Raw genomic sequence first — 17,182 nt, 5'->3', positions numbered from 1 at the left:
CATCGCCATGAATACCGCCGTGAACGTCAATGTCGTGCATGAGTCCGAAACCCAGCGCCAGCATGCCCGGGTCAAGATCCCGGCCAAGCTGCGCTACCTCAACGAGAACCGCGAGACCGTCGAAGTGAAGGTCGACGACCTCTCCGCCGGCGGCCTAAGCTTCCACGCCAAGCAGCCGTTGCCGGTGGGTGAGGTGATGCGCGGGCGCCTGCAGTTCACCGTCGACAACCTCGGCCTGTCGATGGACGTCGAGTTCCAGATCCGCGCCTATAACCCGGCCAACGGCCGGACCGGCGCGCAGTTCCAGAACCTCGAGCAGCGCGACATCGCCACCCTGCGCCACCTGATCACCTCGCACCTGTCCGGCGAGCTGATCAGCATCGGCGACGTGCTCAGCACCCTGCAGCGCGACAACTTCACCAAGGCGCGCAAGCAGAAGAAACACGACGGCGGCCTCAGCCCGCTGGGCCGCCTGCGTGCGGTGACCTTCAGCCTTGGCGTGTTCGTGGTCGGCGTGGCCGCCTTCGGCTTCATCGCCAAGTCGGTGTACGGCGTGTACTTCGTCAGCCATGCCGAAGCCGGCGTGGTCAGCGTGCCGACCACCCAGGTCACCATGCCTCGCGACGGCACCCTGCAGGCCCTGGTGGAAAACGGCGCCGAGGTGGTCAAGGGTGCGCCGCTGGCCTCGTTCAGCACCAGCATGCTCGACCTGCTCAAGGGTCATCTGGACGACGAGCAACTGGAACCGGCCAAGGTCGAGGAGCTGTTCGGCAAGCAGATGAGCGGCACCCTGACCAGCCCGTGCGACTGCACCGTGGCCCGCCAGTTGGTGGATGACGGCCAGTACGCGGCCAAGGGCGCGGTGATCTTCCAGTTGATCCCGCGCACCAGCAATCCAACCATCGATGCGCGCTTCAGCTACCGCCAGTTCGACGACGTCAAGCCAGGCACCCGGGTCAATTTCCAGATTGCCGGCGACGGCGAAGAGCGTACTGGCCGCATCGTCAGCAGCGCCAACCTGAACAGCGACGACCTGTCCTCGGATATCCGCGTGCAGATCAAGCCGGATGCACCGCTGCCAAGCCAGATGGTCGGCCTGCCGGCGAGCGTCAACGCCAAGCGCGGCCCGTCCCTGGACTGGCTGATCGACAGCGCCATGGCGCATGGGCTCTGAAGAGGGTTCCTTGATGAACAGTTATTCCGCGGTGACCGCAATCGCTGGCAAGCCAGCTCCCACAGGACCTGAGTCGGACTCGGTATCGTGGGCAGCCTCGAACCCTGTGGGAGCTGGCTTGCCAGCGATGAGGCCATCAGCCACACCCCTGATATGTGCCCTGGCCCTGGCCATAAGCCTCACCGGCTGCGCCGGCCTCCCCGACCAGCGCCTGGCCAACGAAGCCCTGAAAAACGGCGACACCGCCACCGCAGAGCGCAACTACCGGCAGCTCGCCGACCTCGGCTACAGCGAAGCCCAGGTCGGCCTCGCCGATATCCAGGTGGAAACCGGCGACCCGGCCAAGCTGAAGCAGGCCGAAGCCACCTACCGTGATGCCGCTGCAACTTCGTCCCGCGCCCAGGCCCGCCTCGGCCGCCTGCTCGTCGCCAAGCCCGACAGCAGCGAAGCCGAACGCCACGAAGCCGAGGCCCTGCTCAAGCAGGCTTTCGCCAGCGGCGAAGGCAACACCCTGATCCCCCTGGCGATGCTCTACCTGCAATACCCGCAGAGTTTCCCCAAGGTCAACGCCCAGCAGCAGATCGACCAATGGCGCGCCGCCGGTTACCCGGAAGCCGGCCTGGCCCAGGTCCTGCTCTATCGCACCCAGAACACCTACGACCAGCACCTGGCCGAGGTCGAACGGATCTGTAAGGCCGCCCTGAACACCACCGATATCTGCTACGTCGAACTGGCCACCGTGTACCAGAAACGCGCCCAGCCGGAACAACAGGCGGCGCTGCTGGAACAGCTGAAAGCGGCCTACAAGCGCGGCACCATCCCCGCCAGCCGGGTCGACAGCGTGGCCCGCGTGCTCGCCGACCGCAGCCTCGGCCAGACCGACGAAAAAACCGCCCAGGCCCTGCTCGAAGACATCGCCCCGCAGAACCCGGCCTCCTGGGTCAGCCTGGCGCAACTGCTCTACGACTTCCCCGAGCTGGGCGACAGCGACAAGCTGCTGGAATACATCGACAAGGGCCGCGACGCCGAACAGCCCCGCGCCGAGCTGCTGCTGGGTCGCCTCTACTACGAAGGCAAGACCCTCCCGGCCGACGCCAAACAGGCCGAAACCCATCTGCTGGCCGCCGCCGATGCCGGCGAGATCAGCGCCCATTACTACCTCGGCCAGCTCTATCGCCGTGGCTACCTGGGCAATGTCGAGCCGCAGAAAGCGGTCGACCACCTGCTCCAGGCCGCCCGCGGTGGCCAGCTCAGCGCCGACTACGCCCTGGCCCAGCTGTACAGCGAAGGCCATGGCATCCGCCAGAACCCGGTGAATGCCTGGGTCTTCGCCCAGCTGGCCCAGGCCAACCCGAGCGAGCAGTCCACCGCCCTGGCCGGCGAGCTGGACACCCAACTAAATCCGCAACAAAAGGCCGCCGCCCAGCGCCTGCTGGAACAGGAGCGCGCCGCCCGTGGCGCCCTCGGTCCAGGGCCTGGCGCGCTGGCCCTGCAAGCTGTGAAAAGCCCTGAAGAAGAACAAGGTGAGGACGCTTCCCTATGATGCTCAACCCGTGGATGAAAGCCGGTCTCGGCCTGAGTTTCGCGTTGTTCTGGGCGTGCCCGACCCTGGCCGCCGAAACCGCTGAAAAGAACTTCGGCCTGGAGGTGAAGATCACCGGCCAGTCCGAAGACGACCGCGACCTCGGCACCCGCGATGGCGGCGACGTCAACGGCCTCGGTGTCGACCTGCGCCCCTGGGTGTACTTCGAGCGCGGCGACTGGAGCGCCTACGCCATGGGCCAGGCGGTGGCCGCCACCGACATCATCGAGACCGACACCAGCCGCCAGTCCGCCGACGGCAGCGAGATCCAGGACTCCAACAGCTCGAATGACGACCGCGAAGCCAAGAAGAACTACCTGGCGATGCGCGAGTTCTGGGTCGGCTACAAGGGCTTCACCGCCTACCCCGGCGAAGAGCTGCGCTTCGGCCGCCAACGCCTGCGCAACGACGACGGCATGTGGCGCGACACCAATATCGAAGCGCTGAACTGGACCTTCGACACCACCCTGCTGCGCGCCAACCTGGGCGTGGCCGAACGCTTCAGCGAGTACCGCACCGACCTCACCGAGCTGGCTGCCGAAGACAAGGACCGCCTGCACGTCTACGGCGATATCGCCGCACAGTGGACCCCGGGCCACTGGGTCGGCCTGCGCGCCCACCATACCCATGACGACGGCAAGCTCAAGAGCCCCGGCGAAACCCTCGACGCCCTCGACAAGACCCGTACCGGCGACCTCACCTGGCTGGGCCTGGAAGCCAACAGCGACGCCTACAACTGGCGCAACCAGAACACCCTCAACTACTGGGGCAGCGTGACCTGGCTGACCGGCGACCGCGACACCCTGAGCAGCACCACGGTGGGTGGCGACCAGGTCGCCATCGGCAAGCAGAGCGGCGACGTCAACGCCTGGGCCACCGACCTCGGCATCCGCCTGCGCCTCGACCCCAACTGGCAGGTCGGTGCGGCCTATGCCCGCGGCAGCGGCGGCGGTGGCAGCGACGGCTCGAACAACTACGAGCAGACCGGCCTGGAATCCAACCGCTCCAACTGGACCGGCACCCGCTCCCGCGTGCACCGCTTCGGCGAAGCCTTCCGCGGCGAGCTGGGCAACCTGCAGGCGGCCACCCTGTTCACCTCCTGGCAACTGCGCGACGACTACGACGCCAGCCTGATCTACCACAAGTTCTGGCGCGTCGACGGTGACCAGAACCTTGGCGGCAGCGGCATCAACGCAGTGGTCGACGACGGCGGCATCAACCGTCCGCTGGTCCAGGGCGAGAAGGATGTCGGGCAGGAGATGGACCTGGTGGTCACCAAGTACTTCAAGCAGGGCCTGCTGCCGGCAGCCCTGAGCAAATCCATCGACGAACCCTCGGCGCTGGTGCGTTTTCGCGGCGGCGTGTTCAAGCCGGGCGACGCCTACGGCAAAGAGGCCGACTCGTACATGCACCGCGCCTTCATCGACGTGGTCTGGCGCTTCTGATGGGCGGAGAGCACTGACATGAACCTTCACGCGAACAGGCTTCACGCCCTGCTGACCGGCGCCCTGCTGCTGGCCGCCAGCGTCGCCCAGGCCAGCAACCCGCAACCGGCACCGTCGGTGGCCAAGGAGCTGCAACAGGCCAGGACCTACACCGTCAGCACCGCGCCGGTGGAGCCGCTGCACCTCGACCCGCCGACGCTGCCTGACCTCTCCGGCTACACCGCCGAGGCCGTGCAGAAGAAGATCGACCGCCGCAAGCCGGGCAAGGTCTCGGTGCGGCGCATGCTCCAGGAAGACGTGCTCAAGGAATTCATCGGCGGCGACAACAAAGGCGCCGAATGGGTGGCCCGCCAGCGCGGCATTCCCCAGGCGATCTTCATCGATGGCGGCCATGTGAACTTCACCGAACTGGCGAAGAAAGTCCCCGAGCGCTTCCTCCGCCAGACCTCGCCCGGCGTGTACCTGGCCCGCCTGCCGATCGTGGTCGGCCACGGCGCGACCCTGGAGATCGACGGCAAGGTCAAGGAACTGCGCCTGTCCCAGGAAGGCGGCTCGTTCATGGTCAACGACGGCAAGCTGTTCGTCAGCGACACCCGGGTGATCGGCTGGCGCGAGAAGGAAAACGGCCCGGCGACCTTCCGCAAGCCGGATGAATTCCGCCCGTTCCTGCTGTCGTGGGGCGGTACCGAGACCTACATCGTCAACAGCACCATGGCCAACTTCGGCTACGCGAAAAGCAAGTCCTACGGGGTCAGCATCTCGCAGTACACGCCGAACATGGCCAAGCAGATGGGCCGGGCCGAACCCACCGGCTGGATCATCGGTTCGACCTTCAGCGACATGTGGTACGGCTTCTACTGCTACGAGACCAGCGACTTCGTGGTCAAGGACAGCACCTACAGCGACAACATCGTCTACGGCATCGACCCCCACGACCGTTCGCACCGCCTGATCATCGCCGGCAACACGGTCTACGGGACCAAGAAGAAGCACGGGATCATCATTTCCCGCGAGGTCAACGACAGCTGGATCATCAACAACAAGAGCTACGACAACAAGCTCTCCGGCGTGGTGATCGACCGTAACAGCGTGAACAACCTGATCGCCTACAACGAGATCTACCGCAACCACACCGACGGCATCACCCTGTACGAAAGCGGCGACAACCTGATCTGGGGCAACAAGCTGATCAGCAACCGCCGCCACGGCATCCGCGTGCGCAACAGCGTGAACATCCGTCTCTACGAAAACCTCGCCATGGCCAACGGCCTGGTCGGCGTCTACGGCCATATCAAGGACCTCTCCGACACCGACCGCGACATCGCCCTCGACCCCTTCGACACCAAGGTCTCGCTGATCCTGGTCGGCGGCGAGCTGGCGGCCAACGGCAGCGGCCCGCTGTCCATCGACTCGCCGCTGAGCGTGGAGCTGTACCGCGTATCGATGCTGGCGCCGAGCAAGGCCAGCGGTATCAGTTTGTCCGGCGTGCTGGGCGAACGGCAGAACGAGATCCTCGACCTGATGGTGCGCCAGCAGAAGGCCGTGCTGATCGACCCGGTCGAACGACAGACCGAAATGGCCGACTGAGGAAGCCCGAACATGACTCCACATCTGATCAAACTCCTGGGCCTCAGTGCCGCCCTGCTGGCGATCAGCAATGGCGTGCGCGCCGACCAGGTCACGGCGCCGAGCTTCAGCGCCGAACCGTGCTGCCAACTGTGCCCCGAGGCCCACGACGCCAGCCGCTACACCACCCGCTACCAGCAGAACTTCACCACCCTGGTGCAGGCCAAGGGTGACTGGCTGTTCCGTACCAAGGAAGACCTGCGCACCGAGTTCAACACCACCCCCGCCGGCTACAAGCGCCTGCAGCAACTGCACGACGCCTTCAAGGCCCGTGGCGTCGAACTGGTCGTCGTCTACCAGCCGACCCGCGGCCTGGTGAACCGCAACATGCTCACCCCGGAAGAGAAAGCCAAGTTCGATTACCAGAAGGCCCTGGGCAACTACCAGGCCATGCTCAAGCGCTTCCAGGGCATGGGCTACAACGTGCCCGACCTGTCGCCGCTGACCAACGAGCAACTGGCCGCCGCCGACCAGGGCAAGGATTTCTACTTCCGTGGCGACCAGCACTGGACCCCTTACGGCGCCGAGCGCGCGGCGAAGATCGTCGCCGACACCGTGCACGCCATGCCGGCCTTCGAAGGCATTCCGCGCAAGGAGTTCGAAACGAAGAAATCCGGACGCATGGGCAAGACCGGTACCCTGCACAACGTCGCCGGCCAGCTCTGCGGCACCAGCTACGCCGTGCAGTACATGGATCAGTTCGCCACCGAACCGAAGGGCTCCAGCGGCGGCAGCGACGACCTCTTCGGTGATTCCGGCAATGCGCAGATCACCCTGGTCGGCACCAGCCACAGCGGCAAGAACTACAACTTCTCCGGCTTCCTCGAACAGTACATCGGCGCCGACGTGCTCAACGTCGCCTTCCCCGGCGGTGGCCTGGAAGGCTCGATGATCCAGTACCTGGGCAGCGAGGAATTCAGGAAGAACCCGCCGAAGATCCTGGTCTGGGAATTCTCCCCGCTGTACCCGCTGAACCAGGAAACCATCTGGCGGCAGATGCTCGCCCTGCTCGACAACGGCTGCGAAGGCAAGCCGGCGCAGATGAGCGCCAGCACCGCGATCAAGCCGGGCAAGAACGAACTGATGGTCAACGGCCGGGATGGCGTGATCAAGGACCTGACCAACCGCAACCACCAGCTCGACATCCGCTTCGAAGACACCTCGGTCAAGGTCATGCAGGCCACCCTCTGGTACCTCAATGGCCGCCACGAGGACATCAAGATCGAGAAGCCGACCACCTCCGACACCGACGGCCGCTTCGCCTTCCAGTTGCGTGAAGACGAGGACTGGGCCAGCCAGACCCTGCTCGCCGTCGAGCTGCAAGGTCCGGAGAACGGCACTCAGAAAGTCCAGGCCACCCTGTGCAAACGCGGCCCTGTCGGCGATGCCCCGCGCAACGCCCAGGCCGGACTGTGAGGACCCCATGAACAGACTCAGCATGCTCGCCAGCGCGGTATTGCTCGGGCTATCCAGCCAGGCGTTCGCCGGGCTGGTGCCGCCCCAGGGCTACTATGCCGGCATCGAGAAACAGAAGACCGGCGACGGCAACTTCCAGTGCGAAGCGGTGCCGACGCCCTACACCGGCAGCCTGCAATTCCGCAGCAAGTACGAGGGCTCGGACTCGGCGCGCTCGACCCTGAACAAGGCGTCCGAGCAGGCCTTCCGCGACTCGACCAAGGACATCACCACCCTGGAGCGCGGGGTGGCCAAGCTGGTCACCCAGTACATGCGCGACGGGCGTCCGGCGCAGCTCGACTGTGCCCTGACCTGGATGGGCAGTTGGGCGCGGGCCGATGCCTTGCTGTCGAAGGACTTCAACCACACCGGCAAGTCCATGCGCAAATGGGCCCTGGGCAGCCTCAGCGGTTCGTGGCTGCGCCTGAAGTTCTCCAACGCGAAGCCCTTGGCGGCGCACCAGGCCCAGGCCGAGGAAATCGAGAAATGGTTCGGCCGCGTGGCCGACCAGGTGGTTGCCGACTGGAGCGATCTGCCGCTGGCGAAGATCAACAACCACAGCTACTGGGCGGCCTGGTCGGTGATGGCGACGGCCGTGGCCACCGACCGCCGCGACCTGTTCGACTGGTCGGTGAAGGAGTACCGCGTCGCCGCCAACCAGGTGGATGACCAGGGCTTCTTGCCGAACGAGCTCAAGCGCAAGCAGCGCGCCCTCGCCTACCACAACTACGCCCTGCCGCCGCTGGCGATGATCGCCAGCTTTGCCCAGGTCAATGGCGTAGACCTGAAGGATGAAAACCACCAGGCCCTGAAGCGCCTGGGCGAGCGGGTGCTGGGTGGGTCGAAGGATCCTTCGGCGTTCAAGGGCAAGAACGGCGAGAAGCAGGATATGGACGACCTCAAGGTCGACAGCAAGTACGCCTGGCTCGAGCCGTGGTGCAGCCTGTACCAGTGCAGTGGCGATGTGCAGCAACGCCGGCACGGGATGCAGCCGTTCAACAGCTTCCGCCTCGGCGGGGATGTAACCCGGGTCTACGACCCGGCGGCAGAGCGCAAATAGCAGCCTTTGCATGGCCCCTGTGGGAGCTGGCTTGCCAGCGATAGGGCCAGACCTGACACAGATGCTGAACCTGCTGGCCTCATCGCTGGCAAGCCAGCTCCCACAGGGACCGCAGCGACACTGATTCATTGGTTTCCCCCAACCGGATGGCTGGGGGGTTTGGGGGGCGCTGTTGCCCCGTAGCTGACCACCAAGGAGAACCCGGATGGTCTTCTCGTCCAACGTGTTCCTGTTCCTGTTCCTGCCGATCTTCCTCGGCCTGTACTACCTGAGCGGGCAACGCTACCGCAACCTGCTCCTGCTGCTGGCCAGCTACCTGTTCTATGCCTGGTGGCGGGTGGACTTCCTCGCCCTGTTCGCCGGGGTCACCCTGTGGAACTACTGGATCGGCCTCAAGGTCGGTGCCGCCGGAGTCCGCACAAAATCGGCCCAGCGCTGGCTGCTGCTGGGCGTCGCCGTCGACCTGTGCATCCTCGGCTACTTCAAGTACGCCAACTTCGGCGTCGACAGCATCAACGCGATCATGGCCTCGTTCGGCCTGGAGCCGTTCATCCTGACCCACGTGCTGCTGCCGATCGGGATCTCGTTCTACATCTTCGAGTCGATCAGCTACATCATCGACGTGTACCGCGGCGACACCCCGGCGACCCGCAACCTGATCGACTTCGCCGCCTTCGTGGCGATCTTCCCGCACCTGATCGCCGGCCCCGTGCTGCGCTTCAAGGACCTCGCCGACCAGTTCAACCACCGCACCCACACCGTCGACAAGTTCGCCGAGGGCTGCACCCGCTTCATGCAGGGCTTCATCAAGAAGGTCTTCATCGCCGACACCCTGGCGGTGGTCGCCGACCATTGCTTCGCCCTGGAAAATCCCAGCACCGGCGACGCCTGGCTCGGCGCCCTGGCCTACACCGCGCAGCTGTACTTCGACTTCTCCGGCTACAGCGACATGGCCATCGGCCTGGGCCTGATGATGGGCTTCCGCTTCATGGAGAACTTCAAGCAGCCGTACATCAGCCAGTCGATCACCGAGTTCTGGCGGCGCTGGCATATCAGCCTGTCGACCTGGCTGCGCGACTACCTGTACATCACCCTCGGCGGCAACCGCGGCGGCACCTTCGCCACCTACCGCAATTTGTTCCTGACCATGCTCCTGGGCGGCCTGTGGCACGGCGCCAACTTCACCTACATCATCTGGGGCGCCTGGCACGGTATGTGGCTGGCGATCGAGCGGGCCCTGGGCCTGGACACCAACCCGCAGCGCTTCAACCCGGTCAAATGGGCCTTCACCTTCCTGCTGGTGGTGATCGGCTGGGTGATCTTCCGCGCCGAAAACCTGCACGTGGCCGGGCGCATGTACGCCGCCATGTTCAGCCTCGGTGACTGGAACCTCTCGGAGCTCAACCGCGCCAGCCTCACCGGCCTGCAGGTGGCGACCCTGATCCTGGCCTACATCACCCTGGCCTGGTTCGGCCTGCGCGACTTCTATCGCAATGCCAAGCCGACCGCCAAGGCCAGCCCGGTGGTGGTGCACCACGACGGCAGCGTCGGCCTCGACTGGAGCCTGTACGCCACCCGCGTGCTGGTCCTGCTGCTGTTCGTCGCGTCGATCCTCAAGCTCTCCGCGCAGAGCTACTCGCCCTTCCTCTACTTCCAGTTCTGAGCGAGCCGACCATGACCCGATCACTTCGCATCTTCTACTCGCTGCTGTTCCTCGCCCTGCTTTCGGCGCTGGGTATCTGGTCCCTCGGCGGGCTCGCCGGGTTCCAGCGCACGGCGCAGATGAGCCTGCTCGACGGCAAGCTGGCCAAGGCCGCCGAGACCCACTACGACGAGCAGTTCCCGCTCAAGCGCATCGGCACCAACCTGTGGGCGGCGCTGGACTTCAAGCTGTTCAACGAAGGCCGTCCCGGCGTGGTGCTGGGCCGTGACCAGTGGCTGTTCAGCGACGAGGAGTTCAAGCCGGCGGCCGACGGCGAGCTGACCCGCAACGAAAACCTGGCCCTGCTCCGCGGCGTGCGCGACACCCTGCGCAAACAGGGCGTGGAACTGGTGCTGGCGATCATCCCGGCCAAGGCCCGGGTGTATCCCGAGTACATCGGCGTGCGCGCCCCGGCCAGCGTCCACCATGATCTGTACAACAGCTTCCACGCCCAGGCGCGCCAGGCCAACATCTTCGCCCCCGACCTGTTCGGCCCGCTGGAAGCGGCCAAGGCTCGCGGCCAGGTGTTCCTGCGGACCGACAGCCACTGGACGCCGCTGGGCGCCGAAGTCGCCGCCCAGCAACTGGCCGAGGCGGTGGCCCGGCAGACCCTGCTCAACGGCGAGCCGCAGACCTTCATCACCGAGAACCAGCAGCAGGCGCCGTACAAGGGCGACCTGACCAACTTCCTGCCGCTGGACCCGCTGTTCAGCAACCTGCTGCCCAAGCCGGACCAGTTGCAGAAACGCAGCACCCGCGCGGTCGAGGCTGACAACGGCGGCGGCGACGCCCTGTTCGCCGACAAGCAGATCCCCGTGGCCCTGGTCGGCACCAGCTACAGCGCCAACCCCAACTGGAACTTCCTCGGCGCCCTGCAGCAGGCCCTGCACAGCGATGTCGCCAACTACGCCGAGGACGGCCACGGGCCGATCCTGCCGATGCTCAAGTACCTGCAAAGCGATGAGTTCAAGAACAGCCCGCCGCAACTGGTGGTCTGGGAATTCCCCGAGCGTTATCTGCCAATCAAGAACGACCTCAGCGGCTTCGACCCGCAATGGATCGCGCAACTGAAGAAAACCCGCAACTCCGATCAAGAGCTGGCCCTGACGTCCATCCGGACCGAACACTAAGAGGAAATGCACATGCAAACGTCCAAGCACCGTATCGCCAAAGCCTGCGCCCTCGCTGCCGGCCTCACCCTCGCCTCGCTGCAAGCCTGGGCCGGCGGCGACGCCGCACTGTATGGCCCGAGCGCGCCGAAGGGTTCGACCTTCGTGCGGTTGTACAACGCCTCCAGCCAGCCGGTCGCCGCCAGCGTCGGCAACACCCCGATCAATCAGGTCGGGGCCCAGGCCAGCAGCGACTTCAGCTTCATGCCGCAAGGCGACTACAGCGCCAAGGTGGGCAACGCGAGCCTGCCGGTGAAGCTCTCCGCCGACCACTACTACACCCTGGTCAACCACGCCGACGGCAAGCCGCAACTGGTGGAAGAACCGCCATTCCGCAACAAGCAGAAATCCCTGGTGCGGGTGCAGAACCTCAGCGACCAGGCCCTGACCCTGAAGACCGCCGACGGCAAGACCGAAGTGGTCAAGCCGGTGGCCGCCGCCGGCCGCGGCGAGCGCGAGATCAACCCGGTCAAGGTCAACCTGGCCCTGTATGAAGGCGACAAGAAAGTCAGCGACCTGAAACCGGTCGCCCTCGAGCGCGGAGAAGCAGCCGTGCTCTACGTCACCGGCTCCGGCAGCAATCTGTCCCCGGTCTGGGTCAAGCGCCCGGTAGCGACCCGTTAATCCACTGCCCAACTTTATATTTCGGAGAGTACAACCATGATTCCAGTCATCCTGTCCGGCGGTAACGGTTCGCGTCTGTGGCCCCTGTCGCGCAAACAGTTCCCCAAGCAGTTCCTCGCCCTTACCGGTGACGACACCCTGTTCCAGCAGACCCTGTCGCGCCTGGTCTTCGAAGGCATGGACGCGCCCATCGTGGTGTGCAACAAGGACCACCGCTTCATCGTCAACGAGCAGCTCGGCAACCTGAGCCTGGAGACCCAGGCCATCCTCATGGAGCCCTTCGGCCGCAACACCGCGCCGGCGGTGGCCCTGAGCGCCATGAAGCTGGTCAACGAAGGCCGCGACGAGCTGATGCTGGTGCTCCCGGCCGACCATGTGATCGACGACCAGAAAGCCCTGCAACGCGCCCTGGCCCTGGCCACCGTGGCCGCCGAGCGCGGCGAGATGGTGCTGTTCGGCATCCCCGCGACCAAGCCGGAAACCGGCTACGGCTATATCCGCTCCAGCCAGGATGCGCTGCTGCCGGAAGGCGTCAGCCGGGTCGCCCAGTTCGTCGAGAAGCCCGATGAAAAACGCGCCCGGGAATTCGTCCAGGCCGGTGGTTACTTCTGGAACAGCGGCATGTTCCTGTTCCGCGCCAGCCGCTTCCTCGAAGAGCTGAAAAAGCACGACCCGGACATCTACGACACCTGCCTGCTGACCCTGGAGCGCAGCCAGGAAGACGGCGACAGCCTGACCATCGACGAAGCCACCTTCGCCTGCTGCCCGGACAACTCCATCGACTACGCGGTGATGGAAAAGACCCAGCGCGCCTGCGTGGTGCCGCTGACCGCCGGCTGGAGCGACGTCGGCTGCTGGTCGTCGTTGTGGGACGTGCACCCCAAGGACGACAACGGCAACGTCACCAAGGGCGACGTGGTGGTGCAGGACAGCCACAACTGCATGATCCATGGCAACGGCAAGCTGGTCTCGGTGATCGGCCTGGAAAACATCGTCGTGGTCGAAACCAAGGACGCCATGATGATCGCCCACAAGGACAAGGTTCAGGGGGTCAAGCAACTGGTCAACACCCTGGATGCCCAAGGCCGCAGCGAGACCCAGACCCACTGCGAGGTGTACCGACCGTGGGGTTCCTACGACTCGGTGGACATGGGCGGGCGTTTCCAGGTCAAGCACATCACAGTCAAGCCCGGCGCCAGCCTCTCGCTGCAGATGCACCACCACCGCGCCGAGCACTGGATCGTGGTCTCCGGCACGGCCGAAGTGACCTGTGACGAGAACGTCTTCCTGCTCACCGAGAACCAGTCAACCTACATCCCGATCGCCTCGATCCACCGCCTGCGCAACCCGGGCAAGATCCCGCTGGAGATCATCGAGGTGCAGTCCGGCAGCTACCTCGGCGAGGACGATATCGAGCGCTTCGAGGATATCTACGGGCGCTCGACGCCGGTGGAGCGTGGGGTTTCGATCAAGACCATTGCGCAGTAAGTTCAAATGCTGTCTCACCAGCCCCGTGACGGGCTGGTGAGACCGTTTCGCCAAGCAAGACTCGCGCTGGTCGTTGAGCGTATTGCCTGGGATGCACCTTGCTTCATGGAAAAACCCATCACGCCCTTGTCGATCCCTTTTTGCACCGCTTTCTTGGTGTCGTGGATCCGTGCGATAAACGCCTTGGCTTCCACTTTGGAAATTTTCGGCGTATCACCACCCAAGATGGATTTCCATTCCAAGTCATCGATAGCTTTGAATCGCACCCAGCTACTCGGGTCGAAGGCGCTGGTCAAATCGATAGTGGACAAGTTGTACACGGCATTCTTTCGGGTACTGAACGCAGCCTCATGATCGATCAACTGCACGCCACCCGAATCATCCCATAGCTGATTACCGGAGTTATCGTCGAACTCGTTGATAAGGAAATAGAACAGTCTGTCCCGGGCAGAAGGCGTCCTCTCGCTTCGCCGGGAATCCTTGATGTTCGGTACCATCTGCTGAACCAACGACTTGGCCCGGGCCTTGGCCGGCGGCACGACATGGAAACCGAGCGCCTCGCTGATCTGGTAAGCCAGTTCCTCGCGCTGGGCCCGCTCAGGCGAGTGCATTTTCTTTACGATGAAATCAATGCCTTCAACTTTCGATGATGCCTTGTAGAGGCTATTGTTCAGGCGGTTGTCGAACAGTGTCATTGATTGAAAATCGATGCTCGGAACCTGGGACAGGATCCAATTGTTGATAACCCTGATGTCTCTGGAAGGCTTCCGTCGAGCCGCTGCCTGAGCGCCCAGGTAATTTCCTGCTCGGGCCAAGGCCACGACCTCGCTTGACTCGATCGCTTGAAATGGAAAACCACTATATCCCTCGATGTCTACCCATCCGATCGGCGTATTAAGCACAAACCGGAAGAGGTTCAAACCCTCCACCTCTCCTAGCGGATCCGGATTCAACCAACGCTGCCAATCGGCCCGGTAATATCGGGCACCGTAGTAATACAGCCCACTCGCATCCCGCTCCTTGCCCGAATACCGTACCGTCTTGTAGCCCGCCTCGACCTCGTTGCGCCCCGCCCACCAGGCGGTGCTGCCGAAGGGATGAAAGACTTCACGACCGAGCAGCGCGGCCTCGCCATCCAGTTCCAGGCAGACGGAGCCGAGATGATCGCCAAGCGCATGACGTACCTGATCCTGCGCCACGCCGGCAGGCCGCCCTTGCAGCCAGTGGAGAATGCGCACACTGCAGGTCCCGGCCTGGACCGTGATGACCTCAAGACGCTCGCTACCGTTGTCATGCCGCTCCAACCCCGAGAGATACCGCACCTCGCGGCTGTGGGTTCGCTTCGCGGCTTGCGCTCTGCCGAGCTTGCGTACGCGCCGGCCGGCACCGTCGTAGAGATACCGCTCCCAATCGTCGGAGCCGCCTGCGCGGATCACCGGCCGGACTTCGCGCAGTTCGTTACGCGTGTTCCAAGACAACGCCTGCCCCGGTTGCAGGCACAGCAGATTGCCGTTGGCATCGAAGCCTCTCTCGAAGTCTTCATTGGCCGGCAGGCAGCGATTGGAGTGTCTTGCCGCAACCAGCGTGCGACCGTGGGCCTGGGCGCCGGCATGCACCAGGTGCAGGAGGTTGCCCCCGGCGTCGTATTCATAGCTTTGCCGATAATTGCTCACCGCTACGGGATCGAGCAGCGAACCTGGTCCCTTGCTGGCCGCGCCGGCTTCCCAGCCTTTCGCCTCGATCAGTTGGTAAAGGCTGTCGTAGCCGTACTCGCAACGCGGTTCGACCTGCTGATTGGCGAAATGGCGCACCGGCATGGCCCGGTCTTCGATGGACAGCACATTACCTGCCGGGTCGTATTCGTAGCGCAACTCCTGCAGCAGGTCGCCGTTTCTGCGCCGGGCAGCAAGCTGCGACAGGCGGCCATCTTCCTCGCGATAAAGACGTTGCAGGCGCACGCCATTGCCCAGGATTTCCTCTTCCATCTGGCCGAAGGCGTTGTAGCGGGCAGCCACCAGCAGCACGTGCTGGCTGCCACCCTTGAGCTGCACCCGCACTTCGCGCAGCTCACCGCACAGGGTCAGCCCGAGCGACTGGCGATTGTCGCTGGCATCCGTCTGTTCCAGCACCTCGCCGAGCGGGCCGTGACAATAGAGAACCGCTGCGGTATCAGACTCCAACAGCAGCTCCCGCTCCGCAATCGGCACCGGCCAGTCCGGCAATTGCGCATCACGGCTGAAACGGCGGACCTCGCTGCGGACCTCACCATTCAGGGCGTAACCCCGCAATTCGCGGGTTCCCGCCGTGTCGTCGTGGCGCAGCAGGCGCCCGCAGGCATTCTGCGCAGCGTGCTCAGGGGCGGCATCGGCATAGCCAAGACGCTCGCGACAGGCTCGCGGTTGACCGTTGGCCTGCTCATGCAGCGCAGTGGGCCGCAGCATCGCGTCGTAGTCGAACTCACGGCAAACGCCCTTGCCATCTTCGGCCCGCACCACCTGTCCCGCTTCGCCGAACAGGCTGCAAACAGTTCCCGAGTCCACGCTCTCACGCCATACCACCCGGCCAGACAAGGAATGCGCCTGGCCCAGGTTGGCTGGCGTCGCGGCGTCCTGTTCATGCAGCGCCCACAGGCGTGGGTCGCGGCACGCCCGCAGGCGTCCAGCGGCATCGTACTGGCTGCCTTGAATGCGCGGCTGCAACGGATCGGCGGGCGCACGACGACAGTAATTCACCTCGCGCAGCCCCAGGCCGCGGGCATCGCGAACTACCAGAACAGGCGTCAATGCATGGACAGCGAGGGACATGCCGGGAATCCTTGCGCTGGTCTTTGATCGCTGCAACATAACCGCAAACCCGCACTGGCACAGCTGGCAAAAATGACAGGTCGGGCCCTTGCCGCTAGGATCGTGGAGTCGTCTTTTCCCGGGGTTTCCACCATGCTCATCGGCATCCTGCTTATCCTCACCTGGCTGATCCTGCTCCTGCGCTATCCGGCCAAGGCGCTGCCGGTCTCGCTGGCGGCGCTGCTCGGGCTGGTCATGGTCGGCGCCTGGGTGGCGTGGCTGGACACCCGTGAGGCGCGCCAGTTGGCACGCCTGGAACTGCGTCTGGACTACCTGCCGCAGGAATGCCCCGCCGGCCGCCCGCTGCGCGTGCGGATGAACAACGGCAACGGCGTGCCGTTGACCGAACTGCGCTGGCGCGTCGCCGCCTATGCGCCCGGCGACAGCGTCAACCTCGCCGAGAACACCTACGCCGCGCCACGCTACCGCGGCCCCGGCGAACTCCAGGCCGGCGCCGACTGGAGCGACTGCCTGCCGCTGCCACCACTGCGCGCCGGCTATCGCCCGCAAACCCTCGAGTTCCGCGCGGAACATCTGCAAGGAAGCTTTGCGAACTAGCATTTTTGTCAGGTGCGCAAAACCGTATCCGGGTATTCAATCAAGTTCATGAAGGCTCACCACCAAGGAGGTAGCCCATGGACGTCCGTTGCCTGAAAGGACTCGACTCACTGACCCGACTACTGGAAACCGATGAACGCGATACACCCGGCATGATTCTCGTCGGCTCTACCACCTGTCCGCTGAGCCTCGAACTGCAAGCCAACATCCGTGCCCGAGCGCCAGCCCTGCCGCAGTTCGTGTTCTACGAACTCAACATCGACGACTACAGCGCTCCCGGCCAGGACCTCGCCGTCACCCGCCTGCTCAGCGAATGGCAGGCCGACGGTCTGCCCGCACAGATTCTCTTGCCGAGCAACCGTCCGCCGGTGGCGATCAACAAGACCAGCCTCGGAGAAATCTGCAAGGCGCTGAAGGATCTCTACTGAGTCGGGCGGCATCCCGTATCATCGGTCC

Annotated in this window: 13 protein-coding genes; 12 read left to right on the top strand and 1 reads right to left on the bottom strand. The window is 64.5% G+C overall.

Annotation, left to right across the window (positions count from 1 at the left end):
• Positions 1-7 precede the first annotated feature (7 nt).
• The 10 genes from PSEMO_RS29520 to PSEMO_RS29475 all read left to right on the top strand — a co-directional run bounded on the left by PSEMO_RS29520 (position 8) and on the right by PSEMO_RS29475 (position 13,325).
• Positions 8-1,174: an alginate biosynthesis protein Alg44 gene (locus PSEMO_RS29520; RefSeq protein WP_075806399.1), complete on the top strand. Its 1,167-nt coding sequence runs from the start codon at positions 8-10 to the stop codon at positions 1,172-1,174.
• 127 nt (positions 1,175-1,301) lie between these two features.
• Positions 1,302-2,717 (top strand): alginate biosynthesis TPR repeat lipoprotein AlgK, encoded by a 1,416-nt coding sequence (algK, locus tag PSEMO_RS29515; RefSeq protein ID WP_075806398.1) that lies wholly within the window; start codon positions 1,302-1,304, stop codon positions 2,715-2,717.
• On the top strand, positions 2,714-4,201 hold the full coding sequence (locus PSEMO_RS29510) for an alginate export family protein (protein ID WP_075806397.1): 1,488 nt from the start codon (positions 2,714-2,716) through the stop codon (positions 4,199-4,201). The genes algK and PSEMO_RS29510 overlap by 4 nt, the downstream gene beginning before the upstream one ends.
• Before the next feature lie 18 nt (positions 4,202-4,219).
• Positions 4,220-5,788, top strand: a complete 1,569-nt coding sequence (algG, locus tag PSEMO_RS29505) for a mannuronan 5-epimerase AlgG (RefSeq protein ID WP_075806396.1) — start codon at positions 4,220-4,222, stop codon at positions 5,786-5,788.
• A 12-nt stretch (positions 5,789-5,800) separates the two neighbouring features.
• The gene (locus PSEMO_RS29500) at positions 5,801-7,243 is read left to right on the top strand and encodes an alginate O-acetyltransferase (protein ID WP_075806395.1); all 1,443 of its coding nucleotides are present in this window, start codon (positions 5,801-5,803) and stop codon (positions 7,241-7,243) included.
• 7 nt (positions 7,244-7,250) lie between these two features.
• The gene (locus PSEMO_RS29495) at positions 7,251-8,342 is read left to right on the top strand and encodes a mannuronate-specific alginate lyase (RefSeq protein ID WP_075806394.1); all 1,092 of its coding nucleotides are present in this window, start codon (positions 7,251-7,253) and stop codon (positions 8,340-8,342) included.
• Between the two features lie 205 nt (positions 8,343-8,547).
• Complete coding sequence (locus PSEMO_RS29490) at positions 8,548-10,005, top strand: MBOAT family O-acyltransferase (protein ID WP_075806393.1); 1,458 nt, start codon at positions 8,548-8,550, stop codon at positions 10,003-10,005.
• A gap of 11 nt (positions 10,006-10,016) precedes the next feature.
• Positions 10,017-11,174, top strand: coding sequence for an alginate O-acetyltransferase (locus tag PSEMO_RS29485; protein ID WP_075806392.1), 1,158 nt, complete (start codon positions 10,017-10,019; stop codon positions 11,172-11,174).
• 6 nt (positions 11,175-11,180) lie between these two features.
• Positions 11,181-11,837, top strand: coding sequence for an alginate O-acetyltransferase AlgF (locus PSEMO_RS29480; protein WP_075806391.1), 657 nt, complete (start codon positions 11,181-11,183; stop codon positions 11,835-11,837).
• Between the two features lie 36 nt (positions 11,838-11,873).
• Positions 11,874-13,325: a mannose-1-phosphate guanylyltransferase/mannose-6-phosphate isomerase gene (locus PSEMO_RS29475; protein ID WP_075806390.1), complete on the top strand. Its 1,452-nt coding sequence runs from the start codon at positions 11,874-11,876 to the stop codon at positions 13,323-13,325.
• Between the two features lie 14 nt (positions 13,326-13,339).
• Here PSEMO_RS29475 and PSEMO_RS29470 read toward each other — a convergent pair whose 3' ends face one another.
• Positions 13,340-16,129 carry an RHS repeat domain-containing protein gene (locus PSEMO_RS29470; protein ID WP_075806389.1) on the bottom strand — a complete coding sequence of 930 codons (2,790 nt, stop codon included), beginning with the start codon at positions 16,127-16,129 and terminating at the stop codon, positions 13,340-13,342.
• Between the two features lie 132 nt (positions 16,130-16,261).
• Here PSEMO_RS29470 and PSEMO_RS29465 point away from each other — a divergent pair, with 132 nt between their 5' ends.
• Positions 16,262-16,726: a multidrug transporter gene (locus PSEMO_RS29465; protein WP_075806388.1), complete on the top strand. Its 465-nt coding sequence runs from the start codon at positions 16,262-16,264 to the stop codon at positions 16,724-16,726.
• 77 nt (positions 16,727-16,803) lie between these two features.
• Positions 16,804-17,154 (top strand): hypothetical protein, encoded by a 351-nt coding sequence (locus PSEMO_RS29460; RefSeq protein ID WP_075806387.1) that lies wholly within the window; start codon positions 16,804-16,806, stop codon positions 17,152-17,154.
• The last annotated feature ends 28 nt before the right edge of the window (positions 17,155-17,182 follow it).

It is taken from the genome of Pseudomonas putida (assembly GCF_001941965.1).
Classification (GTDB): Bacteria; Pseudomonadota; Gammaproteobacteria; order Pseudomonadales; family Pseudomonadaceae; genus Aquipseudomonas; species Aquipseudomonas putida_L.
Note: the sequence above shows the minus strand (reverse complement) of the source record. Positions and strands in the feature narration are given on the sequence as shown.